Origin of the sequence: Paenibacillus barcinonensis, from assembly GCF_003217495.1 — a bacterium.
Classification (GTDB): Bacteria; Bacillota; Bacilli; order Paenibacillales; family Paenibacillaceae; genus Paenibacillus; species Paenibacillus barcinonensis.
This window is the reverse complement of sequence record NZ_QJSW01000014.1, coordinates 89039-114373: the sequence shown is the minus strand read 5'-3', so window position 1 is coordinate 114373 and position 25335 is coordinate 89039. Positions and strand designations below refer to the sequence as shown.

At 48.5% G+C, this 25335-nt stretch carries 22 protein-coding genes and 2 riboswitches; of the genes, 2 read left to right on the top strand and 20 right to left on the bottom strand.

Features of this window, described 5'->3' with window-relative positions:
• Positions 1–162: 162 nt before the first annotated feature.
• The 7 genes from sdaAA to DFQ00_RS30275 all read right to left on the bottom strand — a co-directional run bounded on the left by sdaAA (position 163) and on the right by DFQ00_RS30275 (position 7865).
• Positions 163–1137, bottom strand: a complete 975-nt coding sequence (gene sdaAA, locus DFQ00_RS19700; protein ID WP_110898187.1) for an L-serine ammonia-lyase, iron-sulfur-dependent, subunit alpha — start codon at positions 1135–1137, stop codon at positions 163–165.
• On the bottom strand, positions 1127–1816 hold the full coding sequence (sdaAB, locus tag DFQ00_RS19695; protein ID WP_110898186.1) for an L-serine ammonia-lyase, iron-sulfur-dependent subunit beta: 690 nt from the start codon (positions 1814–1816) through the stop codon (positions 1127–1129). Before sdaAB ends, sdaAA begins: the two co-directional genes overlap by 11 nt.
• A 113-nt stretch (positions 1817–1929) precedes the next feature.
• Positions 1930–2068, bottom strand: a riboswitch (glycine riboswitch).
• Between the two features lie 4 nt (positions 2069–2072).
• A riboswitch (glycine riboswitch) is annotated at positions 2073–2201 on the bottom strand.
• 132 nt (positions 2202–2333) lie between these two features.
• Complete coding sequence (locus DFQ00_RS19690) at positions 2334–4391, bottom strand: beta strand repeat-containing protein (protein WP_110898185.1); 2058 nt, start codon at positions 4389–4391, stop codon at positions 2334–2336.
• Between the two features lie 158 nt (positions 4392–4549).
• Entirely contained in the window at positions 4550–5638 is a 1089-nt protein-coding gene (locus DFQ00_RS19685; protein ID WP_208643804.1) for a LolA family protein, read from the bottom strand.
• A gap of 40 nt (positions 5639–5678) precedes the next feature.
• Positions 5679–7145, bottom strand: a complete 1467-nt coding sequence (locus tag DFQ00_RS19680; RefSeq protein WP_110898183.1) for a sensor histidine kinase — start codon at positions 7143–7145, stop codon at positions 5679–5681.
• Positions 7142–7696: a response regulator transcription factor gene (locus tag DFQ00_RS19675; RefSeq protein WP_341866276.1), complete on the bottom strand. Its 555-nt coding sequence runs from the start codon at positions 7694–7696 to the stop codon at positions 7142–7144. Before DFQ00_RS19675 ends, DFQ00_RS19680 begins: the two co-directional genes overlap by 4 nt.
• Positions 7697–7700: 4 nt before the next feature.
• Positions 7701–7865, bottom strand: coding sequence for a response regulator (locus tag DFQ00_RS30275; protein ID WP_341866275.1), 165 nt, complete (start codon positions 7863–7865; stop codon positions 7701–7703).
• 284 nt (positions 7866–8149) lie between these two features.
• On the opposite strand from DFQ00_RS30275, the gene DFQ00_RS19670 reads away from it, so the two are divergent.
• The gene (locus DFQ00_RS19670; RefSeq protein ID WP_279630423.1) at positions 8150–8737 is read left to right on the top strand and encodes a TetR/AcrR family transcriptional regulator; all 588 of its coding nucleotides are present in this window, start codon (positions 8150–8152) and stop codon (positions 8735–8737) included.
• A 13-nt stretch (positions 8738–8750) separates the two neighbouring features.
• On the top strand, positions 8751–9374 hold the full coding sequence (locus DFQ00_RS19665; protein WP_110898182.1) for an HXXEE domain-containing protein: 624 nt from the start codon (positions 8751–8753) through the stop codon (positions 9372–9374).
• Positions 9375–9502: 128 nt separating this feature from the next.
• Here the strand turns inward: DFQ00_RS19665 and pstB are convergent, their stop codons facing one another.
• The 13 genes from pstB to pxpB form a co-directional block, all read right to left on the bottom strand.
• The gene (gene pstB, locus DFQ00_RS19660) at positions 9503–10258 is read right to left on the bottom strand and encodes a phosphate ABC transporter ATP-binding protein PstB (protein ID WP_110898181.1); all 756 of its coding nucleotides are present in this window, start codon (positions 10256–10258) and stop codon (positions 9503–9505) included.
• 12 nt (positions 10259–10270) lie between these two features.
• On the bottom strand, positions 10271–11164 hold the full coding sequence (pstA, locus tag DFQ00_RS19655) for a phosphate ABC transporter permease PstA (RefSeq protein ID WP_110898180.1): 894 nt from the start codon (positions 11162–11164) through the stop codon (positions 10271–10273).
• A complete protein-coding gene (pstC, locus tag DFQ00_RS19650) occupies positions 11161–12096 on the bottom strand; it encodes a phosphate ABC transporter permease subunit PstC (protein WP_110898179.1) in 936 nt (311 codons plus the stop codon). The genes pstA and pstC overlap by 4 nt, the downstream gene beginning before the upstream one ends.
• Before the next feature lie 115 nt (positions 12097–12211).
• The gene (locus tag DFQ00_RS19645) at positions 12212–13144 is read right to left on the bottom strand and encodes a phosphate ABC transporter substrate-binding protein (RefSeq protein ID WP_110898178.1); all 933 of its coding nucleotides are present in this window, start codon (positions 13142–13144) and stop codon (positions 12212–12214) included.
• 539 nt (positions 13145–13683) lie between these two features.
• Entirely contained in the window at positions 13684–14976 is a 1293-nt protein-coding gene (locus tag DFQ00_RS19640; RefSeq protein WP_110898177.1) for an arsenic transporter, read from the bottom strand.
• Positions 14977–15144: 168 nt separating this feature from the next.
• Positions 15145–17235 (bottom strand): methyl-accepting chemotaxis protein, encoded by a 2091-nt coding sequence (locus tag DFQ00_RS19635; RefSeq protein ID WP_110898176.1) that lies wholly within the window; start codon positions 17233–17235, stop codon positions 15145–15147.
• Positions 17236–17408: 173 nt separating this feature from the next.
• Positions 17409–18473, bottom strand: a complete 1065-nt coding sequence (locus tag DFQ00_RS19630) for an EAL domain-containing protein (protein ID WP_110898175.1) — start codon at positions 18471–18473, stop codon at positions 17409–17411.
• 219 nt (positions 18474–18692) lie between these two features.
• Complete coding sequence (locus DFQ00_RS19625; RefSeq protein WP_110898174.1) at positions 18693–20966, bottom strand: bifunctional 2',3'-cyclic-nucleotide 2'-phosphodiesterase/3'-nucleotidase; 2274 nt, start codon at positions 20964–20966, stop codon at positions 18693–18695.
• A gap of 483 nt (positions 20967–21449) precedes the next feature.
• Positions 21450–21866, bottom strand: a complete 417-nt coding sequence (locus tag DFQ00_RS19620) for a pyridoxamine 5'-phosphate oxidase family protein (protein ID WP_110898173.1) — start codon at positions 21864–21866, stop codon at positions 21450–21452.
• Positions 21867–22168: 302 nt separating this feature from the next.
• On the bottom strand, positions 22169–22627 hold the full coding sequence (locus tag DFQ00_RS19615; RefSeq protein WP_110898172.1) for an NUDIX domain-containing protein: 459 nt from the start codon (positions 22625–22627) through the stop codon (positions 22169–22171).
• A gap of 101 nt (positions 22628–22728) precedes the next feature.
• Positions 22729–23505, bottom strand: a complete 777-nt coding sequence (locus DFQ00_RS19610; RefSeq protein WP_110898171.1) for a LamB/YcsF family protein — start codon at positions 23503–23505, stop codon at positions 22729–22731.
• The gene (locus DFQ00_RS19605; protein ID WP_110898170.1) at positions 23506–24528 is read right to left on the bottom strand and encodes a 5-oxoprolinase subunit C family protein; all 1023 of its coding nucleotides are present in this window, start codon (positions 24526–24528) and stop codon (positions 23506–23508) included.
• Positions 24528–25292: a 5-oxoprolinase subunit PxpB gene (gene pxpB / locus DFQ00_RS19600; RefSeq protein WP_110898228.1), complete on the bottom strand. Its 765-nt coding sequence runs from the start codon at positions 25290–25292 to the stop codon at positions 24528–24530. The genes DFQ00_RS19605 and pxpB overlap by 1 nt, the downstream gene beginning before the upstream one ends.
• Positions 25293–25335 lie beyond the last annotated feature (43 nt).

Below are 25335 nucleotides of genomic sequence, written 5' to 3'. Positions count from 1 at the left end.
CGCCTGACTGGGATAAATATGTTCAGCTGACACTACAGATTGACAAACGATGCAGACAGTAAATATAAAAAGCGTCCTTCACAGCCTGAATGCAGCTGGATGGACGCTTTCTTTGTCTTGCTTTTTCCAGTGTTGTCTTATTGTTCCGTAATGTATTTATCGCTACTCTGCCTGTTTCCCTTGGGGAGAACCCGCCTCCGTATACATCTCAGCATCCGCTCCTGTGATTTCGGATTTGTCTTCCGGCTCTGCCCGCTTGGCTTTGGGCTTCGCCAGCTTCTCCATCATTTTACGGCCTGTTGGGGTCTGGGCCAGCCCGCCTTGCGCCGTCTCACGATGACGACTAGGCATCGCACTGCCTACCTCCAGCATAACATCGATCACTTCGTCAGAAGGAATGGCGCTGCGCACACCTGCCAGAGCCATATCTGCCGCAGCCAGCGCAGTAACAGCGCCAAGTCCGTTACGCACGATGCACGGAATCTCTACCAGGCCAGCCACCGGATCACAGATGAGGCCCAGCGTATTTTTCAAAGCCAGTCCGACAGCATGCACGACCTGCTCCGGCGTGCCGCCACGCAGCTCCACCATCGCACCCGCAGCCATACCGATTGCAGACCCAACCTCGGCCTGACAGCCACCCTCTGCACCTGAGATAAATGAGTTGTTCGCAATAACATATCCAATCGCACCAGCACAGAACAGCCCATTCACCAGATGCTCATCCGTCCAGCCAAAACGTTCCTGCGAACTGATGAATACACCCGGAATAATACCGCAGGAGCCTGCCGTTGGTGTAGCTACGATACGCCCCATAGAAGCATTCACTTCAGATACACACAGTGCATAAGCCATGGCAAGAGCAGAAGCGTCGCCAGAGCAGGCTTCCCCTTGGCGAATGTATTGGGCCATCTTTTTCCCGTCTCCACCCGTCAGTCCGCTACGCGAGGTTGTATCCTCAGTCAGCCCCTTGCGCACCGCTTCCTTCATCACCTGGTAATACTCCGACATCTGCTTCACCACATCCGCTTCGGGGGTGTTCGTCTCTTGTACCTGCTCCTCAATCATCAGCTGTGCAATGGTTTTGGACTCGGCGGTGCAGATTGCGTTTAATTCATGCAAATGCTTAAATCGCATTCGGGTCAACCCCTCTCTTCAGATCAATGACACGAATGTCCAGCACATGATCCAGCGAACGCAGCTTGTTCAGAACCTCTTCACTCGGAGGAGCATCCATCTCCATCGCCGTCAGCGCCTCTCCATCACGCGCCTTTCGATCCACCTGCATATACCCGATGTTCACTCCAGAAGAGCTAATCGTTGAGGTGACCGAGGCCAGCACACCTGCTTTATCCGCATGCCGTAACACTAAAGTCGGAAATTCCCCACTGATCTGCACTCGAAAATCATTCAGCGCATGCACGGACACACTGCCGCCCCCGATGGAAGCCCCCATTAATGAGCATTGCCGTTCACCATGCCAAAGTTCAATCTTAACCGTGTTAGGATGGGGAGCAGGCAGACCGCTCGTGTAAAATTCAACCTCCATGCCCGCTTCGGCTGCATATCGCTCTGCATCCGGTATCCGCGGATCATCCGTAACATAATCGAGCAGGCCGCCAATGAGCGCCAGGTCGGTCCCGTGTCCCTGGTACGTATCTGCAAAAGAGCCGTACAGTGTAAGGCGCGCACGTTCCGGTGTGCATCCCAGCCACTGACGGGCGATGCGCCCCAGCCTTGCAGCGCCTGCTGTATGTGAACTCGATGGTCCCGTCATCGACGGACCTATAATTGAAAAAACATCTTTAAATCGCACGTTGTAACCCTCCAATTGATTTCGTCATCGTTATCCAGACAAGCTCGCCATAATATCCCTGATTTACTGAATGATGACATTAAAAAAGGACAGGAGAAGGCCGTTAGCCCTCTCTCTGTCCTTGATACCTGAGAGTTTCATGATCACAGCGTCAAGAAGAACAAGCTCAAGTACATTTCAGTACAAGTATGTTCACCGGGCTGAGCAATCATATACCCCTTGGGTGGCGCTTCTTCTGCGCACTCTCCAGAGCTGCGTCCAACGATGGTACATTTACCTGAGAGATTAACTGTTATGCCGGGTGCACAGCAGCTTGCTCCTTCGGTGCCTGAACCCGGCCTGTACATTATGTACAGGCCGCTCAGGTCTCTCCCGCTCGTTATCATTCGCTGACATATCATTAAATTTTATTAAAATATGGAATGCTGAATTGACGAAACATCTATAAGAATAGAGTAATGTACAGTATTGGATATGTCAACAAAAGTGACGTGTTTCATATAACCGGACGTTAACTTTAACTGAAGGCAATAGCATTGATATTTCTCACTTCCGCTGAAGCGCTGGTGACGCTTGTGGTTGCAAGAAATACTATGCTTATTGTATATACGTTGGTAGTTGTGGCAGTTGCAGTATCCACATAAGTGTTGGAAGAAAGAAACCTCAGGGTACCTGAAGAGTTACCCGTTCTGGAGAGCTGCAATTGGTTAATTAAAACTCCGTTCACTCTCAGGTTAATGTTATAAGCGACGGTCCAGTTAGACCCTACAACAACTGCGACTTGCGTACTATTGTCGATTTTGACCCTCTGACCCGTCACGACAGGTACATTGAGTGTCTGAATTGTCGTTTCAGCCACTAACGAAAGAGCTAATGATGATGTCTGGCTGTCAGCAAACAAAGAAGAATTCGCCGGAGCAGAAGCTGCTGTAGAACCTGTTGCTCCAGTGACACCCGTGGCTCCCGTATCGCCTATCGCCCCTGTCACACCCGTTACTCCAGTGGCTCCCGTATCACCTGTTGCTCCGGTGGCTCCTGACGTTCCCGCTGTTCCCGTGGCTCCAGTGACACCAATGACTCCTGTTGCACCTGTCGCCCCTGTCACACCCGTTACTCCGGTGGCTCCCGTATCACCTGTCGCACCTGTTGCTCCGGTGGCTCCTGACGTTCCTGTTGTTCCCGTGGCTCCAGTGACACCAATGGCTCCTGTTGCACCTGTCGCCCCTGTCACACCCGTTACTCCGGCGGCTCCTGACGTTCCCGCTGTTCCCGTGGCTCCAGTGACACCAATGGCTCCTGTTGCACCTGTCGCCCCTGTCACACCCGTTACTCCGGTGGCTCCTGACGTTCCCGCTGTTCCCGTGGCTCCAGTGACACCAATGACTCCTGTTGCACCTGTCGCCCCTGTCACACCCGTTACTCCGGTGGCTCCTGACGTTCCCGCTGTTCCCGTGGCTCCAGTGACACCAATGGCTCCTGTTGCACCTGTCGCCCCTGTCACACCCGTTACTCCGGCGGCTCCTGACGTTCCCGCTGTTCCCGTGGCTCCAGTGACACCAATGGCTCCTGTTGCACCTGTCGCCCCTGTCACACCCGTTACTCCGGTGGCTCCTGACGTTCCCGCTGTTCCCGTGGCTCCAGTAACACCCGTGGCTCCCGTATCGCCTATCGCCCCTGTCACACCCGTTACTCCGGTGGCTCCCGTATCACCTGTCGCACCTGTTGCTCCGGTGGCTCCTGACGTTCCCGCTGTTCCCGTGGCTCCAGTGACCCCAGTTGCTCCCGTATCACCTGTCACACCCGTTGCTCCGGTGGCTCCTGACGTTCCCGCTGTTCCCGTGGCTCCAGTGACACCCGTGGCTCCTGTATCACCTGTCGCCCCTGTCACACCCGTTACTCCGGTGGCTCCTGACGTTCCCGCTGTTCCCGTGGCTCCAGTGACACCCGTGGCTCCTGTATCACCTGTGGCCCCTGTCACACCCGTTACTCCGGTGGCTCCTGACGTTCCCGCTGTTCCCGTGGCTCCAGTGACACCAATGGCTCCTGTTGCACCTGTCACACCCGTTACTCCGGCGGCTCCTGACGTTCCCGCTGTTCCCGTGGCTCCAGTGACACCCGTGGCTCCTGTATCACCTACCGCCCCTGTGTCGCCAGTAACTCCGGTTGCCCCAGTCACGCCTGTCGCACCTGTGGCTCCAGTTATACCTGAAATAGCACTTTCTGCTCCAAGTAATTCATCGGATACGAGACGATGGGCAGTAACCAGTGCTCCATTCTGGTCTTTACCCCAGACTGAAATCTGAACTTCGTCCACGGCCGCATCACCCATCGTAAACACAAATTCAAACCCGTCCAGATCCGCATAAAAATCTTTGGTTATTACCTGATTGGGCAGAACATTGAACAGCTCTTCAACATATAAGGTACGTACGCCTGCCAAAGAATACCCTTGAACCAGCACTGTATAAATACTGGTTGTATTACGATTATCCAGTCTTACCGTAATTCTGCGGGTTGGACGTCCGCTTCCCGGGACAATATTATTTTCAATGGGCCCCGTAGATAAAACAGCCATGGACTTATGTCTCCTTTTTTCCTTTTCTTTTCCAGCCAGAACGAATTTATCTTATAAAGATATGCTTTCCGTATGGCAATCGTGAATTTTCACTCTCACTAAGGAATGGAGATTGGAAGACAGCCTAATTAAGTCGATGGTATCCACATACTTGCGCATCAAGACGGATCAGGCAACCTCAGTTTCTCTGCCCATGCTTGAAGCTTTTCGATCGTCCAGGCATCATTTTCCCCCATAATCGAATATCGCAGACCTGCCTCGCTCCATGACAAATTGCGAATTATGGACATGTACGAGCCTTCCGTATCACGGATGGTTACTTTCTTTTCCTCTGGCAGCAGCTTTTCATCTACATTTTCCTTAGGTGCCTGGAATACGGTTATACTGATCTCGGGCTTGTTATCCTTCACATAATATAACGTCACCTCATCCCGGCTATGTTCACCTATGGACGAGGTCATCTCAATTCTCGACAATTCCAGATCCTTCCCCGCATATTGCAGGAACGGCTGACCCACCGCTTTCTCTGCTTCTTCCAGCGTGATCTCCTTGTTATTCATCACATCATTCATCTTTTTGATCTCAACGTCTGCAGGGAGGTCTAGCGTAAACGTCTTGGCCGTGAATTTAGGATTGTAATCAATTAGGTCATACAGTACCTCCGATTTGTTATCCCCGTGCGTAGTGGTCGCTTTAATAACCATCCACTTCTTGGGGTCTATCCAATATTCGGACGACATCGACAGCGATTTCTCATCCTTGGGTGTTAGTTCAATGTGGATTACCTCATGACCTTCTAGCGTTTCCTGGCCCAGCATCTTCACGTTGTGGGAATCACGCATCCGTTCCAGTTGATCCACCAGCATTTGCTTTTGGGTTTGGTTAGGCTCTTGCTGAAGTGATGAGGAGTCCATTGAAAAAGCGGTCTTGGCCTCTTGCTCATAGATCAGAATCTCTGATCCGTTATGAACCGCATAACTTACATTTCCATCTTCCTCTGTCTCAATCCGCTTCTGTCCTGTATTCCCGTTTACCCATTCCTTCACCTTTACCGTATTCGTGATTTCACCATCCGTCCACATCTTCAAAAGACCTTCCGCATAGTAGGAGGCCGGCTCCGACTCGGCCGTAATAATCTTCTCAATCATGTCATCCCCTGACATGCCGAGCACCTCCTTTTCCGAACACCCTGCTAACAGTGAAGTGGCAATCAAGGCAGCTCCGAGCAGCTTCCACCCTTTGTTCATCATAAACGATCATCCTTCCTTCTTTAATTTCTGTGTATCATTACAGTTCCGGCAATCGGCACACAGCCGCAGTCCCGTATTGTTCCGAAGACCACATGCGCATATCCCCTCCGTGCTTTAATGCAATCCTTCTGGCTATGCTTAATCCCAAGCCGGAGCCTCCTGCAAAGCCGTGCCTCTCCTGCTTGTGATATTGAACATACGGCTCGAAAATTCGCTCCAGCTGCTCTGGCGGAATTGCAGCACCTTCATTCTGGACAACCATGATCGTTGCCCCGGTTCTGTAAGGATCAAGCTCCGCTCTGAGTATTGGATTCATCCATTCGGGAAGTTCCTCCACTGAATCAATTACGGCGAGTCCAATTCTACCTTCGGAAGGAGTATAACGAAGTGCATTATGCACCAGGTTATCGGTCAGGCGCATTAAAGATTCAGGATGAATCCGGTAGAGATGCTTCGTGCGTACAGACACCAGCATGTTGTAATGATCACGTTCCCCAAGTCCTTCGTAACTACCCAGCAGCATCTCGAAAAACTCTTCCCCTTCCACCTCAACCATAGCGAGTTCCGAATCACTGGAGCCAAGCGCTGTATACATCTCAAGCTCACCGATCATCTGTTTCATGCGTTCCACATTTCTCGCAATAACATCTCTATACCCTTGCCTCTCCAATCGTTCCGAACGGGAGTCCATGCTGATGGCCTCCGCATAAGCACTGATGGACATCAACGGTGTTTTCAGGTCATGAGACAGAGACGCTACAATCATCTCCTTTTCTTTTTGCTGCTTCTCCACCTCCGCCTGAGTCTGCCTGACCGTTTGCTGCATCGCATCGAACTGCTGTAGAAGGGTACCCATCTCATCGTTCCGAATGTTTGCCCGTACACCATCCTGTTTTTCTCCACGGGCAAACGCATGCATCCTGTCCATCAAAACTCTCATGGGGGAGAAAAGCTTCCGGGATAGCAGCCACAGCACCGTCCCATACAACAGTACAAAGAATAATGCCGCTCCGCTGACAACCCAGGTTGTTCGATTCGATATGCCTTCAAGCCAATCCTGACGCAGCATCGTTATCTCATAAATGCCCGCCAGTTCTCCATGATTCCAGACCGGCTTCTTCAGCGAAAATGTACGGTGACGAATCTGCAGGTTGTACAGGTTCCGGTATAATTCAGAGCTTCTCACCGTGTATCCGCCTGATGACCAGGTATTCCCGCCAGAACTGTACACCCGAATGCCAGAGGGCAGATACAGATTGAAACTCACCTGTTCACTGGCAAGCTCAGGGAGAATTGGATGATGCTCAGGAGAATGCAGCTGGTACAGCTTTGGATGATCCAGCGCCTTCTCTATAGGAGCAAAACGTCCGGATAACTCCACGTATTCAGCTACTGCACGTTGATTTTCGTAATAGCTATACAAGGAAAACAATGCCCAGCCCGCAGCCACAGGCAGTAGCATGACAATCAGGAACGCAAGCATCAGCCAATATTTCAGCTTCATTCAATCCGCTCCCCAATAAAGCGGTAGCCACTGCCCCATACCGTTTGAATCCAGAGCGGCTGATGAGGCTCATCTCCCAGCTTTGCCCGCAGACTTTTCACGTGTACAGTGACTGTGCTTGAGCTTCCCTCTGCCGGCTGGCCCCACACATGTTCATAAATTTCCGTTTTCGTGAATGCCCGGCCTTGATGCGAAGCCAGCAGCATAAGCAGCGCTCCTTCTTTTCCCGTCAGCTGCAGCTCGGTACCATTCAGCATCACCTGCTGATTCAACGGGTGGATGGACAATCCGTCATTGTATTTCTGGAGAACAGAACTGGATGAAGAACCGGATTGACTCCCCTGATATCTGCGATATCTGCTCAGGTGGGCTTCTATCCGCGCTGTAAGCTCAGCAAGGCTGAAGGGTTTCGTGATATAATCATCCGCACCCAGGCCGAGCCCCTTCAGTTTGCTTTCCTCCTGATGACGTGCACTCATGATTAATACGGGAACATCACTGATTAACCTGACATGTTTACATACGGTAAATCCATCCATCTCCGGCAGCATCAGATCAAGCAGAACAAGCTGATACTCCCCCCTTCCTGAAGTCCTCCCAGCTCTCAAGTCCACTTGATGCCCAGGTTACTGCATACCCTTCACGGCGCAGATGATCCAGCAGAATACGAGCTATTTCCGGGTCATCCTCTACCAGCAGTATGTTATCCTTGTCTGTCATTGCGCTTCCATCCTCCCATGCCTAAAGTGTAGCGAAGAATCCGAAAGATTCTGTAAAGTTAATACTTTCTTTATAAATGTCAATTACGCAAAGCTTTAGAAGGAAAATAACCCCATTACAATGCTTCAAGCCTCGCATTTTTATTCTGTCAGGTCAAATTCCATGATAGATGTTACCCCATATGCTGGAAAATAGATTGTTGAATTCAGACACATGTGGTGTTAAGATGAATTAAACGACGTTTTAAACATTGTTTTAAAACAAAAAGGAGGGAGCAAGAAGCTTTGGACAAGAACAATGAAACCAAAGGAATCATTCTTCAAACTGCGCTTGAGATGATCAAACAGGAAGGATTCGAGAAGATCACCATCCGCGGCATTGCTCAACGTTCGAATACAAACGTAGCACTGGTGAATTATTACTTCGGCTCCAAGGATAAGCTGATTAGCGAAGTAATACGAATCCTGCTATCGGGTTTTCAGGAATCTTTTGAGGTACTGGATGACCTTTCTCTGCCACCTGAGCAGCGCTTGAAGCGTTTTCTGCTGCATTATGTACAAGGAATAGAGCAGTATCCTGAACTGTTGTCGCGAGTGATTACCATGGGAGCCAACTTATTTGCGTCACAGCAGGAGTACGGGGAGTTTATGCGGGTTATCGGATTTGACAAGATCAAAAGTCTGCTCAAGGAGCTGACCCATGAACAGGATCAAGACATTCTAATGATGATGGTGATGCAGGTCTTTGGTGCCGTGTTCATGCCAGCACTAATGAAACAGACTCTTGAGGCGGGCTCTGGCATCGAAGTGAAGCCTGTGGAACGACAAATTGATCTGCTGCTGGAGCGTTATTTTTCAAACAAGAAGATGTGAGGAGAGATTACTCATGAATATGATGCGTAAATACTGGCCTGATCTGGGGATGCTGGTGGCTGCGGTAACGGCAATCGGCATGGTTCTGAATTATCATTCCATGTCCGAACTGAGCATGATCTTGTGGCTTAGCTTCATTGCTATTCTGGTGCATCAATTTGAAGAGTATCGCTGGCCTGGCTATTTTGGCGGTTTATTCAACATTGTTATATTCAAAAGTGCTCAACCCAAGCATTATCCTCTGAATCCGCAGTCGGCCATGGTCATTAATCTGATCATCGCCTATGTTTTTTATCTTCTACCCGTCTTTTTCCCAACCCTCATTTGGCTGGCACTGGCCCCAATCTTTATGGGCTTTTTCCAGTTTATCTGGCATGGCATATTCGCCAACATCAAAGCCAAAACATGGTATAATCCCGGCCTGTTCGCCGTGCTGGTTCTCCATTTCCCAATCGGGGGATGGTATCTGTATTACATCATAGAGCACAAGCTGGCAAGCACCACCGACTGGATCATCGGATTTGCATACTTTGCCATCGCTGTGTATCTCCTCATCATTAAAGGCAATATGTGGATGAAGGACATCCAATCGCCATTTCATTTCTCTGACAAACAAATGGGACCTTATTACAAGTGACCATATCCTGGATAGAAATACGTGTTCAAAAAAAATACCCCATAGAGAGACGAATACACAAGTCTGCTCTATAAGGTATCTTGTAGATTAATTTCATTCCGAATTTTCATCATCCCGCCAAACAACAGTTAACCAAAACGACCCATAATGTATTCCTGTGTCAGACGGTTATCCGGGTTGGTGAAAATATGCTCCGTATCCCCATGCTCCACCAGGCTACCCAGATAAAAATAAGCCGTATAATCCGAGATACGCGCAGCCTGCTGCATATTATGTGTCACAATGACAATGCGCAGCTCCTGCTTGAGCTCAGAGATCAATTCCTCCACCTTGCCTGTGGATACCGGGTCAAGCGCAGATGCCGGCTCATCGAGCAGCAGAATCTGCGGATCTACGGATAACGCCCGGGCGATACAAAGACGCTGCTGCTGACCACCCGACAGTGCCAGAGCCGAGTCATGCAGCCTGTCTTTTACTTCATCCCACAGAGCGGCGCGGCGCAAGCTTTTTTCCACAATCTCATCCAGTGCTTTTTTACTCTTTGTACCACGGTAGCGGGGGCCAAACGCGATATTGTTGTAGATGGATTTATGAAAAGGGTTCGGCTTCTGCCACACCATACCAATCTTCTGCCGAAGCTTGATAACGTCTGTGCCCGGTTCATTCAGGTCGTTGCCATCCATCCAGATATGTCCCTCTGTACGAGAGCCGGCAATCTCATCATTCATCCGGTTCAATGAACGCAGGAAGGTGGATTTACCGCAGCCCGAAGGGCCGATCAATGCGGTTACACTGGACTCCGGGAAGGTAAGGCTAATCTGTTTGACCGCCTGGAAATGCCCATAATATATGCTTAACTGTTCCGTACCAAAAGGTATGGCCATGTCGGTTCCTCCTTATTTCGAAGCTGTCATCCGGCGGTATAGAACACGGCCGATCCAGCGTGCACTCAGATTAAACGCAAGCACCAGAATAACCAATACGGCCGATGCACCTGCTGCGATTTCTTTGGAATCGGGTCCAATGCCCTCGCTGTTCACTTTCCAGATATGCACAGCCAAGGTTTCGGCAGGGCGTAGCGGGTTAATTGGCGATCTTGGGCTGGTCGGATTCCAATCCGTGAAGTCCAGCGGCGGGCTGCTCATTCCGGCAGTGAACATCAGAGCGGCAGCTTCACCGAAGATCCGGCCAGAGGCCAGAATCGTTCCCGTGATCAAGCTTGGCAGTGCTACTGGCAGCAGAATGGACGTAATGATTTTCCATTTGGACAAACCAAGAGCCAGGCCTGCTTCCTTCTGCTCTTTGGGAACAGCACGGAAGGCTTGCTCCGTCGTACGCACCATCAGCGGCAGGTTGAAAACAGCCAGCGCCATAGCACCCGATAAGAGTGAGAAACCAAGACCAAATGTATTAACAATCAATAATAGTCCGAACAAACCGATGACGATGGACGGGAATGAAGACAATACTTCAACAACCAGACGAATGAAGCTTGTGATCCGTCCCGGCTTGGCGTATTCCGCCATATAAATACCGCCGCCCCAGCCGAGCGGGATCGTAATAATTAACGTCAACACAAGCAAAAATATTGAGTTGAACAATTGCGGGCCAATCCCCCCGCCGCCTTTAAGCAGTTGTGGTGCACTCGTCAGGAAGTGCCAGTTGATCTGGCCAATTCCTCGGAAAAGAATGAAGCCGAGTAACCCGAGCAGAAGCACAACGATGAAAAGAGCCAGTACAACAATGACACCTGTTGCAATTTTATCAACTGTTTTTGCCTTTAATTTCATACCCGGTTTCTCCTTTCAAGCAGGCGAACCAGAATGACAAAGACAAAGGTCATGACCAGAAGTACAAGCGCCATACTCCAAAGTGCATTGTTATGGACAGAGCCCATCGTGGTGTTACCCATACTCAACGTAATTACGCTTGTTAACGTTGAAGCCGATTCCAGCAGGGAGGTCGGTACATGCGGAGCATTACCAATAACCATCTGTACCGCAAGTGCTTCACCGAAGGCACGGGCCATGCCCAGAACAATGCCTGTAAGCAGTGCCGGCAGAACGGTCGGAATAATAACCCGATAGATTGTTTGCCAGCGCGTTGCACCCAGTGCATAGGACGATTCACGAAGCCCTTTAGGAAGCGCGGACAGGGCATCTGCCATAATACTGGTCACGGTCGGCAGAATCATAACGGACAACACAAGGCATCCGGCTGCAATCCCGACACCTGCACCGCCGAACATGCTGCGCAGCAAAGGCACGATAACACTAAGACCAATAAAGCCGTAAACAACCGAAGGAATACCAGACAAAAGCTCGATCGCAGGCTGCAGTATTTTTTTACCTTTGCCCGGTACGATCTCCGTCATGAAGAGTGCTGCACACAGGCTAAGCGGACTTGCAATCAATGCGGCCAGAAAAGTTGTAATAAACGAACCTGTGATAAACGGCAGCGCGCCATAGGCCGCAGGTTCTCCTGTTGGATTCCATGTTTTTCCCGTCAGAAAATCACTCAAGCTTATGCCATTCTGGAAAAATGTTGACAGCCCTTTGGAGGCTACAAAATATACAATGGAAAACATGACAACGATCAGGAAAACAACACAAATCGACGTATAGATTCGTCCTGTCCACTCTTCCCAGTAGTGCTTCTCTCTCAAGGGTCGGCGTGACTTCGCCTTGCTATTCATTACCGTTCCCCCTCCGGTCTGTTCCATAACAACCATCCTTCTATAGTGGAATTGATGCAAAATATGGGATATTTTCAGAGCAAACTGCGTAAAGAGGCAGGACCTGAGTCCGCCTCTCTCGCTGTATGCGCAAGTTTAGAGATTATTTCGTCACGTTACCTGCTGCATCGCGTTTAACTTTCATACCAGACACTGGAATGTAGCCCAGCTCTGTTACATCTTTTTGTTGAATCTCATCACTCAGGATGTAGTCAAGGAACGCTTTAGTTGCAGCATCTGGCTCACCTTTAGTGTACATATGCTCGTAAGCCCACACGGGATAAGCACCGGATTCTACGTTTTCTACAGTCGCTTCTACACCTTCATATTTCAGAACTTGCAGACTATCGTCCAGGTAAGACAGAGCCAGGTAACCAATTGCGCCTGGAGTCTCAGCTACAAGCTTCTTAACAGTACCGGAGGAATCCTCTTGAATCGAACCTTGGATATCTTCAACTTTGGTACCCAGAGCGAATTTTTCAAATGTTGCACGTGTACCAGAGCTGCCTGGACGGTTTACGATAACGATCGCTTGATCTTTACCGCCAACTTCTTTCCAGTTTTTCACTTTACCAGAGAAAATGTCGATCAGTTGTTGTTTGGTCAGATCCGTTACGCCTGCATCTTTGTTGCTCACAGGAGCAATAGCAACTACAGCCACCTGATGATCCTTCAACTCACTTACTTTAGCAGCATCATCCATTTTCTCTTCTGCAAACACGTCAGAGTTACCGATTGTTGCTTGTCCGTCAGATACTTGAGTCAGGCCTGTACCACTACCGCCGCCTTGCACTTGTACAGTCACTTTTTTATATTGATCAACTGCCATAAATTTTTGCCCGGCTTGCTCTACCAGAGGCTGAAGTGCTGTTGAACCAACAGCCAAAATGTTACCGCTGAGTTCAGCAGCAGCACCTTCTCCTGATCCATTGCTTGCGGCACCAGTTGTAGTACCTGCGTCGTTTTTCGATCCGCATGCTGCAAGCACCAGTACGAACGTTAAGGTCATCAAAATAAACGGCAACTTTTTAAACATGTTTTGTTTTCCTCCCCCAATGTAGTGATGGCGTTTTGTGAATTTGTGTGATCACCATCAACTCTTTAATCATTGTAGTTTTGATATGTCATCCGAAAATCAATGTTTTGTAAACGCAATGTTAAAAATTCGAGTTGTGTATGAATGGAGTTGGACTAGTATAATGCGTTTAAAATAGAACTCTGTGCAGTCGTTCCGGCTACGGATCGTTCTTCCGATCGCTGTTGTCTCCAAATTTTTATTGATTTTATTTTCTAAATGTAAACATTCGGAGACAAAGGCGACCGCTTCGCTTTTCCACAATCGTTCCGTTCCCTTCGCTACTTCGGCGCTGGCTGCGCTCAGATCGCTATAAGAAGAAATGATTGGCTTCTTCTATATAAGAGTCTTCTATGTCAGGCAGATAAGGACAAAAAAATAATTCAATAAACAGCAAAAAAGACTGTCTCACCTGAATGTGCATGGCACATCTGGTGAAACAGCCTTTTAACAGAATCATATGTCCGCTTTTAGTGTTTGATATGCTCAACGCATCTCTTTTACCCTAGAAGCCATAGCCAAAGTGCTAGTCCTGCCAAAGTAATCAGTAGCGTTGGAACGGTCAGGATGATACCTGCCTTGAAATAGTATCCCCACGTGATCTTCACACCTTTGCGGGACAATACATGCAGCCAGAGCAACGTTGCTAATGATCCAATCGGTGTCATTTTCGGTCCGAGATCGGAACCGATGACATTGGCATAGATCATCGCTTCACGCACAATACCTTCGGTGTGTGCTCCTTGAATGGCAAGCAGGTTAATCAATACGGTTGGCAGGTTGTTCATTACCGATGATAATATAGCGGCGATAATCCCCATGCCCAATGATGCTGCCAGCAGACCGTAATCCGCTATAGCATCCAGCCAGCCGCTCAGATAATGGGTTAATCCGGCATTACGCAAGCCATACACAACGATATACATCCCCACTGAGAATACAACGATGGACCATGGTGCTTCCTTGATTACCCGCTTCAGATCAACCGCTTCGCTTTTGCGTGCAAGAATACCGAACAGTAGTGCTACCGCCCCTACAATAACGGAGACAGGAATCGGCAGAAACTCACTGGATGCATATGCAACAAGCAATAGCCCCAGCATAAACCAGGCGATTTTGAACACACGCGGATCACGGATCGCTTCCTTCGGATCACGAGCAGCCGTGACATCGTACGTAAGTGGAATGCTTTTACGATAAAACAAAAACAGCATCGCCGTACTCGCCGCAATGGAGAACAGATTGGGCACGATCATGCGCACCGCATATTCTACAAATGTAATACCGAAGAAATCGGCAGAAACGATGTTTACCAAATTGCTGACCACCAGTGGCAGTGAAGTTGTATCTGCAATGAAACCACTCGCCATGACAAAAGCCAGCACCATACGCTCATCAAATTTCAATGCACGTACCATCGCCAGTACAATTGGTGTCAGAATAAGCGCCGCCCCATCATTCGCAAACAAGGCAGATACAGCAGCTCCAAGCAAAATAGAGTACAGAAACAGTCTGCGTCCGTTGCCTCCTGCCAGCCGGGCCATGTGGAGAGCAGCCCACTCGAAGAATCCGGTTTCGTCCAGAATCAAAGAAATCATAATGATGCCGACAAAGGCAAGCGTCGCATTCCACACAATCGAAGCCACATCCGAAGCATCATTCAAACTGACGACACCCGCTGCGAGGGCAACAATAGCCCCTCCTGAGGCACTCCAGCCAATGCCGATTCCACGTGGCTGCCAAATGACCATTGTAATTGTCAAAACAAAAATCAGTATCGCTATATATACCATAGTTCCTCCTGCTGCTATCCTGACTCGATATGCTTCATGCTCTGTTATTAAGAATACACTTCTCACTGGCTTGTAAGAACCAGACGATATATTTATACAGGGCATCAGGAGGAATGTCTATCTTTATTTTCTGCTATCTTATGAAAAAATGTACTGGGCCTGCATTCATCAGGACTTGCCGCTGTCTTTGGCTTTGTCATCATTCATCTTGAACATGCCCAACAAACCTTGCAGCTGCTCTGCCATGCTGTTTAAATGTGCGGAGGATGAAGCAATCTCTTCCACGGAAGCAAGCTGCTCCTGTGAAGATGCCGAGACGGACTCGGTACTTGCTGCTGATTCCTGAGTGACATTTGATATGTCGGTCATCGTTTGCACAACATGAGAAGCACCTATCTCCAATTGCTTTGTCGTCGCTGACAGCTCATCCAGGGTGTGAACCGCATCCTCAACCGCTTCACGAATTTGAGCAAAAGATTGTCCGGATGTATTCACAGCCTGTAATCCTTCATCAACCCGACTTTGAGTCGTATTCATCGCTGTAAGAGCTGCATCCATATCCCGGCGAATGTTATGTACAAGCTCGCCGATCTGCGCCGCAGAGCTGCCCGATTCTTCAGCCAATTTACGAACCTCGCCAGCAACGACAGCAAAGCCACGTCCTGCATCCCCTGCTCTGGCTGCTTCTATAGAAGCATTCAATGCAAGCAGGTTGGTCTGCTTCGAGATCGAAGCAATGACATCCACCATACTGCCAATTTCAATCGAGCGGTCATGAAGATTGTGCACAACTTGACCCAATTGCTGGACAGTCTCCTGAATGATATTCATCTGTTCCACAGCTTGTCCCGCTGCTTCATTTCCTGAAAAAGCTGCTCCGGATGTATCTCTCATTGAAGTTGTAATGGATTGTACCCGCTCCGACATCAGTCTCACATCATCTGCCATACGCTCCATCTCTTCAGAGCCTTCCTTCACACTGCTTACCTGTTGCTCTGCTCCCTCGGCAAGCTCCTGCATAGCCACCGTTGAATGCTCAATAGCTTTTGTCGTTTGGTCCGCACTCGCAGACAATTCCTGTGAGGATGCAGATACCTGCTCCGCAGTTTCCTGAACACCCAGAATCATCATTCGTAAATTATCCACCATACGCTCAAAATACTTCGCCAGTTCACCGACTTCATCCTTGCGTCTACTGTCCATCTTCACAGTGAGATCACCCTTGCTGACGGCTCGGGCATTTTCCTGAAGCCGTTTGATCGGACGAATCATTGAACCAGTGAACCAAAAAATGTACAGGGTAGCCAGAAGAACAGAAGCAAGCAGCACAATAAGCGTAGCCAAACGAATCTCCTTGCTTGCATCGGTCACTTCACTTTTGAACATCGTACCTGCTATTTTCCAGCCTGTCGCTTCATTTGTTGTGAAAATCATCATTTTGGGACGTCCTTCGAATATGTACTCGAACTGACCTTCCTTACTCTCATACATCTGATTCATTACACCACTAGTATCTTTTGTGCCTACCTCTTTTACTGGAGACACGACATAATTCTGATTGCCATCCTCAATAATGACATATCCTTCGCTACCTACCTTCGCTTGAGCCTGATCGCGAAGATCCGTCAAGTCGAGTGACAAACCAATGACAGCCGATTGATCCTTTAACGTTTTGGAGATAAATACCACCGGCAAGCCTTCGGTATTTTTCGTGACCGGGGAGACCGCAACTGTGCCCGGCTTATTCATCGCCAGCTTGTACCATTCCCGCTCTCTTGGATCAAAGGCTTCTCCGCGCAGGCTGCTTGCTGTGGGCTTCCCGCGGACCATGACTCCTTCTGTCGATCCGACAAAGATATTCACCACATCGGGATGTAAGCCCAAATACTGAACAAATTTCTTCTGAAGTTCTGTACTATCCTCTTCTCCTTTAACAAGAGCTGGATCGAGTGAGTCCGAGAAAAAGTTAATATCAAAAATTTTGCTATTTACATGGCTCTCTACAATTTTATTCACAGTTGTTACACTCTGCATCGCACTATCGCTCAACTGCTCTTGTACGGTATCCTCGGATATCGTTAAAGTCACGAAGCTAACCGCCAAACTTGGCAGGATCAGCACACATAGAAAAGAAAGAAGCAGCTTGTATCGTATACTCCAGACAAATGCTTTTTTCTTACTCTTCTTTTTATTTTTCCCTGGTGATAATTTGGTCTCTTTACCTTCTTTCCCTGTCTCGTGATGCTGGATGTGATTCATTTGCATTTCCCCCTTATGATTTCAAAGCCAACTTTTCTCTCTATGTATGAATTAACTTATGGCTTATACTCTATATCGGCTAACAACGAGGTTTATTTGATAAAAAATTCACGCCAAGCAGGCCCTTCCATAAGAAAGCGACCAGCTTGGCGTTACGGGATGTGACAAAATAATTATTTTGCTGCTCTGTAGGAAGGTCCCAGGTAAGGACCATCTGGAGGATACGCTGCGGGTTTACCAAAATAATAGCCCTGAGCCAGCTCAATTCCGACGGAACGGCAGAAATCAAACTCTTCAATTCGTTCAATACCCTCAGCAAGAACTTTACCACCAAATTGGCTTGCTACCTGCACTATATTCAGAATCTTCTGTTGCTTTGCTCGATCCTGATCACAATGATCAATTAGACTGCGATCAATTTTAACAAAATCCGGCTCTAATCGACTCATTAAATCAATCGTGGAATATCCGGCGCCGACATCATCCAATGCAACGGACATGCCGTTAGAGCGATATACTTGAAAAATATGCTGCAATGTCGACAGATGCTGGATCTGTTCGGTCTCAACGACTTCAAAAACAAAATCCTTTGGGTCCAGCGAAAGGCGTTCAATGGCTTCGAATGTATGTGTCAAACAATACTCAGGATTGTAGATAGAGGAGGGCAGAAAATTCACAAAACGTTTAACACCTTGAGGCAGGTATCTGGCACTGGTTTCTATCGCCTTAATACGAGCAGTTCGGTCCAAAAATGAATGTAGTCCTGTTTCTCGAGCCGCTTCAAACAATTCATATGAGCTAAATGGTCTCCCATGTTCACACGGACGAAGTAAAAATTCAAATCCGATAATTTGCTCTGAGGCATCTACGATCGGTTGCATATAGCTGCTGAATTGCCGCTCCAATATAGTAGAAACGATATCCGCATGTTTGATTCTGGAATGCTGCATGGACAAACTGATCCACTCACCCTCAGCATCACTCAACCGTCCTTCTGTAGCAGATTTCAACTGAACGCTCAAAGCAATTGATAGCGTTTTCTCCATTTCCATAATCTCTTCTAACCGATCCAGCAGCTCTTGACTGTCGGAAAAATGAAACCAGAACATTTGCTCAGAATAATCATCATGCCTTCCCTTGGTTTGCAGCGCTTCCAGCAAAGCAGGGTAGACGGGGCGCAGGTACAGCGTACCCTGACCCTCGATCGGATAGATTGGACTGCAGCCACTGCAATTCATGTAGAACCCCCTTGCCAGTTTATCAAGCTGTGTCATTAATGTTACCAAGTTTATACCCAAAGTTTGTAAATAGTATATCATGGGTCTTGAAATTAATCTCTATTGTTTTGATGACTTCCTAATTTGGCAGTTACAGAAACAGATGTATGCACTCTCTCCGCAAAAAAGACCAGCAGTCTGATGACTGCCAGTCTTCTCGTCTGGAAAGTTTATTAGACTCTATGAAGCAGGAATGACAATTTTCTGTCCAACTTTAAGATTATGCACATTTGTGATTTGATTGGTTTTGGCAAGCACACGCCAGTCCACACCATACTTCAAGCCGATGCGATACAGGTTGTCCCCTTTTTTCACAACATAAACCACTTTTGGATTAGCTGCCGGTTTCTCCGGCTGTGGTTTAGGTGCTGGTGCAGGTTTTGTCGTTGGTACAGGTGCTGGCTCCGGTTTAGGTGTTGGGGCCGGATTGGTTTCCGGTTTTGGCGCTGTGGCAGCCTCCCCTGTCAGTTTCAATCCGTATTCTGCAAACCCATCTTTATTCGTGCCGATAAAGGACATGGCCGGATTCGCTTCCACCAGCTCCTTCGCATCTGGAGAAGAAGCAAATACCACTTCAAGATCATTCAGCGCCGCAGCGGTTACACCAGCAGAAGGTTTGATTGGTGCAAGTGACCAGTTGCCATCTGCTGTTGGATTGATCGTTTTGTTCTCACGAATATAGTCGATGATGACTTGACGGTTCTCATCCGGTGCAGCCAGAACGATACGTTTACCGTCCGGGTTAGCCAATTTGGATGAAGACGCGCGATAGTTATTCGTAGCTACGATGAATTTTTGCTCTGGATCAATCGGCTTGCCTTTGAAGCTCAGGTCTTTGATACGACTTGCTGACGCGTTGACAACCGTTGCTTTGCTGTCGTATTTAGCTGGCTGTGTGACATCTATCTGGTAGGTTACACCGTCGATAACATCAAAGTTATACGTTGGGAAATCCATATTGATCAACTGTTGCTGACCGCCTTTTGCCGGATCAATCTGGTTAAACTGGCCTGCTGACCATTCCAGCCATTCTTTCAACTCGGCACCATTAACCATGACCGCATGCACCGTATTTGGATATACATACAGGTCCGCTACGTTTTTGATCGCAATTGTACCTTTAGGGATGTTCGTGTAATACGATGCACCTGAACGTCCACCTGCTTTGAACGGAGCTCCAGCTGACAATACCGGAATATTTTCATAATCTGTACCTTGCAGCTTCTTCTCCACGTACCATTTCTGTGCATTGGTTACGATCTGAATGGACGGGTCATCCTGCACGAGTGCAAAGAAACTGTTAATAGGTGCCGTCGTTTCGCCAACCGGACCACGAACATATTTCAGCGTACCCTCATGCTCATCATGTACAGCATCCACAATGGACTGATCTGCATCTACGAGTGGTTTTTTGTTGGCTGTATCGTAGATTGGGCGTGCTTCCGTTTTGGAATCAACCACTTTCCATTTGCCATCCACCTGCTCCAGATCCAGGTCAATAATACCGAGATGATCCCCCCAGAACCCTGGCTCTACCGCAGGAACACCGTTAATTGTACCCTTCTCCAGGTCTACACCCTTTTTGCCTTTAAAGTCTGCACTAGGGAATACTTTGTGGGCATGTCCAAACAGAATTGCGTTAATGCCCTCCACTTGGCTCAGATACAGCACAGAGTTCTCCATCAGATCCGTTTGAGGGATATCCTCAAAGCCGGAGTGAGGAATCGCAACGATAATATCCGCGCCCTCAGCCTTCATTTTTGGAATGAATTTCTTCGCGGTAGCAATAATATCCTTGGCAATGACCTTGCCTTGCAGGTTAGCGCTGTCCCATTGCATGATTTGCGGCGGTACAAAGCCGATCACACCTACTTTGATCGTATGCTCTTTGCCGCTTTCATCCGTTACTTTTTTGTCCAAAATTTTGTATGGTGTAAAATAGTTTTTGTCATTGGTTTCATCTTTATCACCATCATCTACATAGACATTAGCGTTGATATATGGGAAGTTAGCTCCCTCCAACGTCATGTCAAGGAAATCGAGACCATAGTTAAATTCGTGGTTACCGATATTACCTGCATCGTAATCGAGCAGATTCATCGCTTTATATACAGGGTGAGTTTCACCCTTTTTCAGAGGATCAATTTTCGCTACAAAATCACCCATCGGGTTGCCCTGAATCAGGTCACCATTGTCGAAAAGCAGGCTGTTCTTCGCTTCCTCACGGGCCTTCTTGATCAGTGTAGCTGTTTTGGCCAGACCGTATTGATCTGTCGCTTTGTCTGAATAATAGTCATAGTTGATCAGATTATCATGAATGTCCGTTGTTTCCATGATCCGCAATTTGACTTTGGCCGCATCTGCAGCCGAAACAGGTACTGGAAATACCGCAAGCACGTTTAATGCAACGAAAGCGGCAGTCAGGCTTGATAATACTTTTTTACTCTTCTTCAAAATAACCCCTCCCGGTTATGTACATCGAATCATGCCATATTAGCAAACAACAGGCACAGAAAATAATAGATTTCATGCGTTGTGCATGCTGATGATCAGATGAGCATTCATCCGTAATCTTCAGGTTAGTTTATCTCACATGAACATCTATTCATATCTGTGCGTGTTATTTACATTTCAAATCATAACGTAATGTTAAACGGTTGAAAAGCATTAATTTTTACATTATCCGTACATAGTTGAGTGACTTTATGATATCATGCGTAATTTCGACATTTTTCTCGGTTTTTTACCCCAAAAATAGGTAATTATTCATTCAAATTTCAAATATTACATAACTATAACACCAACACTGGATTGATCATAATCTGCACACCAAAAAACCGCGAGCGCCAATAAGGGCCACGGTTGAAAGGGTGGATTCGGTTCATCGTCTTACAACGAGACTTCACAACCATTATTTCCATTCGAAGTCGCTGTGAATTATTGCTGCCACACATGGTGCTCGTGGTCTTTGCCTGTATATTCGATGCGTGAAGGGGTAATATCCAGAATGACATAGTTGGGATCATTAGGTCCATCGAACCATGCTTTTAGTTCATCATTCCATACCTGCTCACGCAGGCCTTCATTTTTCGTCACTTCACATGTTCCCTCAATCTCCACAACTTCCTTGGAACCTCCCGCCTCGTAGCCAAGCAGCAGGCTGACATTCGGATTGTTCTTCAATTCCTCCACCTTGTGTGTACGGCGGTTGGTTGCAAGGTGAATATTCAGACCATCGTTAAACAGCGCCATATAACGGGATTTCGGTTTTCCGTTCTCCACGGTAGAGAAGCTGCAAAACGGATTATTTTCCAAAGCCTTTACAATGTTTTGCTCCAGATCATTCTGGTTCATGGGAGATGCTCCTTTCGGTTTTGGGGGATGTTTGAGGAATCGTGCAGAAGCGTTACAAAGGCGCAGCGTTCCTCCAATGGTATAAGCAACTCAAAGCCCAAAAAGCTATTAAACCATTCTGGGTTTAATGTTTTAATTGATATGTCTTATGAGCAGACATATCTCTTAGATGTATGCTATACAGCTGCCTGTTTGCAGAACAAGCAGCTGTACTTATAGTGTACCCGCCTCACCTATGTTGAATCCCCGAACCAGAATTTATACCTGAATCTCATGAACATTTATTTTTAGCAAGATGACTCTTAATTTAGATCCCCGAGGTAAATACGCGACTCTCCCTTGTTCACCAACAATTCACCGATCGTTTTGGGGTAGAGACGAATATCCTTCAGCGCTTCAAGCGAGACCCATTCTACAGCTACCTGATGATCGTCCGGGTTCGAGCCCTCAAAGACAGAAGCCTTCGGATTAATCAGACTGCATGCAAAATAGAATTCCACCTGATGGATATCCGCATCCCACTTGGCAAATTCATGATTCGCACCGATGTATTCACGGATATGCAGAAGCTCTCCCACATCCACCGCCTGTCCGATTTCTTCCAAGCATTCCCGCGCAACCGCATCCTTCAGTTCCTCGCCCTTCTCCTGCCCACCGCCAGGAAAAACAAAAGCATCGCCATACTGGTCTTTCAGACGAATCAGTAACAGTTGGCCCTCCTGAACGATCACTGCTTTGGCTGAATTTCGTATAGGTTTCATCGTATGCCATCCCTCCGTTTTTTCAGGTTTTTTCTGTCCCCTCTGTTAACGTGTCAATGAATCGTTCAGCTTATATAGCTCTGCCCTATCGCTTTCCAAACTTACGTTGCCTGATACGCTGTCACGTCTACACCCGCGGCTTCCAGGATTTCACGGATCGTTTGGGCAAACGTCAAGGCATGCTCACCATCCCCATGGATGCACACGGTATCTGCCCGAATAGGCACCTCAGTGCCATCCACAGCGATAACCTTGCCTTCCTTGACCATTCGCAGCACCTGTGCCAGAGCCGCTTCCGGCTGTTCTATCAGCGCTCCATGATGACTGCGTGGCGTCAGCCTGCCGTCTGAACAATAGGTGCGATCCGCGAACACTTCACTCACACCACGCACACCGGTTCGTTTCGCCGCCATCATCAGTTCGCTTCCTGCCAGGCCGTACAGATACAGCTCCGGCTCCACCTGATAGACAGCTTCGGCAATAGCTTGCGCAAGCTTGATGTCGGCTGCTGCCATATTATATAACGCTCCATGCGGCTTTACATGATGCAATTGCCCTCCACTAGCACGGACAAAAGCTTCCAGTGCACCAATCTGGTACACCACCATATCGTAGGCTTCGCGCGGTGTAATCTCCATAATTCTGCGTCCGAATCCTTGCAAGTCCGGCAGTCCGGGGTGAGCGCCGATGGCGACCTGATGCATCATGGCATGTTCCACAGTCAGCCGCATCGTTGCCGGATCACCCGCATGGAAGCCACAGGCAATATTGGCTGAAGTGATTAGCGGCAGGATCGCTTCATCGGACTTCATCATCGTGCGATAAGTCCCATAGCTCTCACCAAGATCACAATTAATATCCAGCGTATACGTTTGCATCTAACGTCCCTGCCCTTCTGCCATTTTGCTGCGGATCAGCTTATCCAGCAGCTGAAATTTCTGCTGCCTTTGTACATAGAGACAACGTGCTTCCTCATTGGTGATCTGCACAAAAGAAATCTGTGCCCCCGGCCGAAGCTGGGCCAATATGGGCAAATCCACGAAGGCAGCCTGTGCAATGACAGGATATCCCCCAATGGTCTGATGATCGGCCATCAGTATAATGGGCTGTCCATCTGGCGGTACCTGCACCGTACCATAGGTAACCGCTTCGGATAAACGAGACATCGGTTGCTCCAGCTCCAGCAGCGGACCCTGCATCCGATAACCCATGCGATCCGATTGAGAAGAGACAACATACGGCCGGGTATAGAATTGCTCAAGACTCTCCGAACGGAAACAGGAGCTGTCTTGACCATGCATGACCCGAATGACAGGTTGACCATAATAGTCCGGCCGCTCTCGCTCCGATAACAGCCACGACGGGGCTGCCATACATTGGTCTGCACCGAGCTGCATGGTCATATGGTATATCCACTGCTGCACTTCACCAGTGATATCCCCGGTTGCGAGCACATCCGATGTACGTAGAGCTCTTCCATGAAAGCCGCCTAGTACGGTTTTGAGGTCTGTACTTCGACTGCCCATCACTTGAGGCACATCAATGCCGCCAGCCAACGCCAGATATGCACGCAAGCCATGACGGCTTGCACCAAATTTCAATACACTGCCAGCCCGCAGCAGCACAGGACGCCACATAGGCACAGGCTGACGATCTACCGTAACGCTTAGATCCGCACCACAGATGGAGATCAACTGGTCTTTCAGCATGTGAAGCTCTGGCCCTGACATCGTAATCTCAAGCACAGCTTCATGCCGCGTATTGCCGACAAGCATGTTGGCCGCTCTTCCAGCAAACGTATCCATAATCCCGCCCACTGGAACACCGTAGCGGCGATATCCGATTCTTCCTTCATCCTGAACCAAGGTTAACAAGCCGGGACGAATGACTTCAAAGCCCATCATTCTCCCCCCTTCTGCGCCTGCTCCATGTATTCCTGCATAGTGATCGACTGGAATCGCACAATGTCACCGGCTCCAAGCAGACTTGGCGGATTCTCTTCCGGGCGAAACAGACGGACGGGTGTGCGACCGATACACTGCCACCCTCCAGGCGATATGACAGGATAAATGCCCGTCTGTGAGCCGCCAATACCTACTGTTCCTGCCTCCACGCGAAGCCTCGGTGTTGCCCGTCTGGGTGTGGCAATCCGCTCGGGTAATCCACCCAGATAGGGGAATCCCGGGGCAAATCCGATCATATGTACGAGGTAATCAGCGGATGTATGTATCGTAATGACTTCCTCCATCGTTAAGTGATTTTCCTCAGCTACGTGCTCCAGATCTGGCCCAAACGCTCCACCGTAACATACCGGGATAGTCACAATTCTGGACGGAGCCAACGCACCACCCGGTTCACCCGGTTTCAAGTCTTCAGACTTGCCAAGCTGACTGCATTCGCTGGACTGAGGCTGTTGATGTAATTGATTCGATGGACGCAGAAGCTGAAGCAGCAGGCCGCAGGTTTTCTCGTAGGACGATCTCAACGGATCGTAAAACAGGGTGACAGACAAATAAGACGGTACCCATTCCACCAGTGCTGTCAGCGATCTATTTTCCAACTTCTCCAACAAAGCACATACGCTCATCACTCTATGATGCACTTCTTCCGATACTACATCACCACAGCGAATTACAATGCCCTGCTCTCCGAGTGGAGACAGCATATCCTCCGTCCACGGATAGATGCTTGCACTCACGACTGCATGC

What these genes read in the sequence shown, in the direction of transcription:
- sdaAA (WP_110898187.1), bottom strand. Translation starts at nt 1,137, where the DNA reads ATGCGATTTAAGCATTTGCATGAATTAAACGCAATCTGCACCGCCGAG.
- DFQ00_RS19690 (WP_110898185.1), bottom strand. Translation starts at nt 4,391, where the DNA reads ATGGCTGTTTTATCTACGGGGCCCATTGAAAATAATATTGTCCCGGGA.
- DFQ00_RS19685 (WP_208643804.1), bottom strand. Translation starts at nt 5,638, where the DNA reads ATGAACAAAGGGTGGAAGCTGCTCGGAGCTGCCTTGATTGCCACTTCA.
- DFQ00_RS19680 (WP_110898183.1), bottom strand. Translation starts at nt 7,145, where the DNA reads ATGAAGCTGAAATATTGGCTGATGCTTGCGTTCCTGATTGTCATGCTA.
- DFQ00_RS19675 (WP_341866276.1), bottom strand. Translation starts at nt 7,696, where the DNA reads ATGCTGCCGGAGATGGATGGATTTACCGTATGTAAACATGTCAGGTTA.
- DFQ00_RS30275 (WP_341866275.1), bottom strand. Translation starts at nt 7,865, where the DNA reads ATGACAGACAAGGATAACATACTGCTGGTAGAGGATGACCCGGAAATA.
- DFQ00_RS19665 (WP_110898182.1), top strand. Translation starts at nt 8,751, where the DNA reads ATGAATATGATGCGTAAATACTGGCCTGATCTGGGGATGCTGGTGGCT.
- pstB (WP_110898181.1), bottom strand. Translation starts at nt 10,258, where the DNA reads ATGGCCATACCTTTTGGTACGGAACAGTTAAGCATATATTATGGGCAT.
- pstA (WP_110898180.1), bottom strand. Translation starts at nt 11,164, where the DNA reads ATGAAATTAAAGGCAAAAACAGTTGATAAAATTGCAACAGGTGTCATT.
- pstC (WP_110898179.1), bottom strand. Translation starts at nt 12,096, where the DNA reads ATGGAACAGACCGGAGGGGGAACGGTAATGAATAGCAAGGCGAAGTCA.
- DFQ00_RS19645 (WP_110898178.1), bottom strand. Translation starts at nt 13,144, where the DNA reads ATGTTTAAAAAGTTGCCGTTTATTTTGATGACCTTAACGTTCGTACTG.
- DFQ00_RS19640 (WP_110898177.1), bottom strand. Translation starts at nt 14,976, where the DNA reads ATGGTATATATAGCGATACTGATTTTTGTTTTGACAATTACAATGGTC.
- DFQ00_RS19635 (WP_110898176.1), bottom strand. Translation starts at nt 17,235, where the DNA reads ATGAATCACATCCAGCATCACGAGACAGGGAAAGAAGGTAAAGAGACC.
- DFQ00_RS19630 (WP_110898175.1), bottom strand. Translation starts at nt 18,473, where the DNA reads ATGAATTGCAGTGGCTGCAGTCCAATCTATCCGATCGAGGGTCAGGGT.
- DFQ00_RS19620 (WP_110898173.1), bottom strand. Translation starts at nt 21,866, where the DNA reads ATGAACCAGAATGATCTGGAGCAAAACATTGTAAAGGCTTTGGAAAAT.
- DFQ00_RS19615 (WP_110898172.1), bottom strand. Translation starts at nt 22,627, where the DNA reads ATGAAACCTATACGAAATTCAGCCAAAGCAGTGATCGTTCAGGAGGGC.
- DFQ00_RS19610 (WP_110898171.1), bottom strand. Translation starts at nt 23,505, where the DNA reads ATGCAAACGTATACGCTGGATATTAATTGTGATCTTGGTGAGAGCTAT.
- DFQ00_RS19605 (WP_110898170.1), bottom strand. Translation starts at nt 24,528, where the DNA reads ATGGGCTTTGAAGTCATTCGTCCCGGCTTGTTAACCTTGGTTCAGGAT.
- pxpB (WP_110898228.1), bottom strand. Translation starts at nt 25,292, where the DNA reads ATGCTGTCTCCACTCGGAGAGCAGGGCATTGTAATTCGCTGTGGTGAT.